We start from the raw sequence: 329 nt of genomic DNA on the forward strand, positions 1-329 counted from the left end.
TTCCCAGGCGACGACACCCCGATCATCATCGGTTCGGCTCGTATGGCGCTGGAAGGCAAAGACGACAACGAAATGGGTACTACCGCTGTCAAGAAGCTGGTAGAAACTCTGGACAGCTACATTCCTGAGCCAGTTCGTGCCATCGACCAGCCGTTCCTGATGCCGATCGAAGACGTGTTCTCGATCTCGGGTCGTGGTACCGTTGTTACCGGTCGTATCGAGCGTGGTATCGTCCGCGTTCAGGATCCACTGGAAATCGTTGGTCTGCGTGACACCACCACCACCACCTGCACCGGTGTTGAGATGTTCCGCAAGCTGCTGGACGAAGG

The 329-nt window shown here is 56.8% G+C and carries 1 protein-coding gene; it reads left to right on the plus strand.

The window, feature by feature from the left end; all coding sequences use genetic code 11:
- Window positions 1-329 (plus strand): EF-Tu/IF-2/RF-3 family GTPase (locus tag ACF8GF_RS24835; RefSeq protein ID WP_392488707.1); only part of this gene is annotated, 329 nt, incomplete at both ends.

The sequence above is a fragment of the Pseudomonas sp. yb_5 genome (genome assembly GCF_043103865.1).
Taxonomy (GTDB): Bacteria; Pseudomonadota; Gammaproteobacteria; order Pseudomonadales; family Pseudomonadaceae; genus Aquipseudomonas; species Aquipseudomonas putida_Y.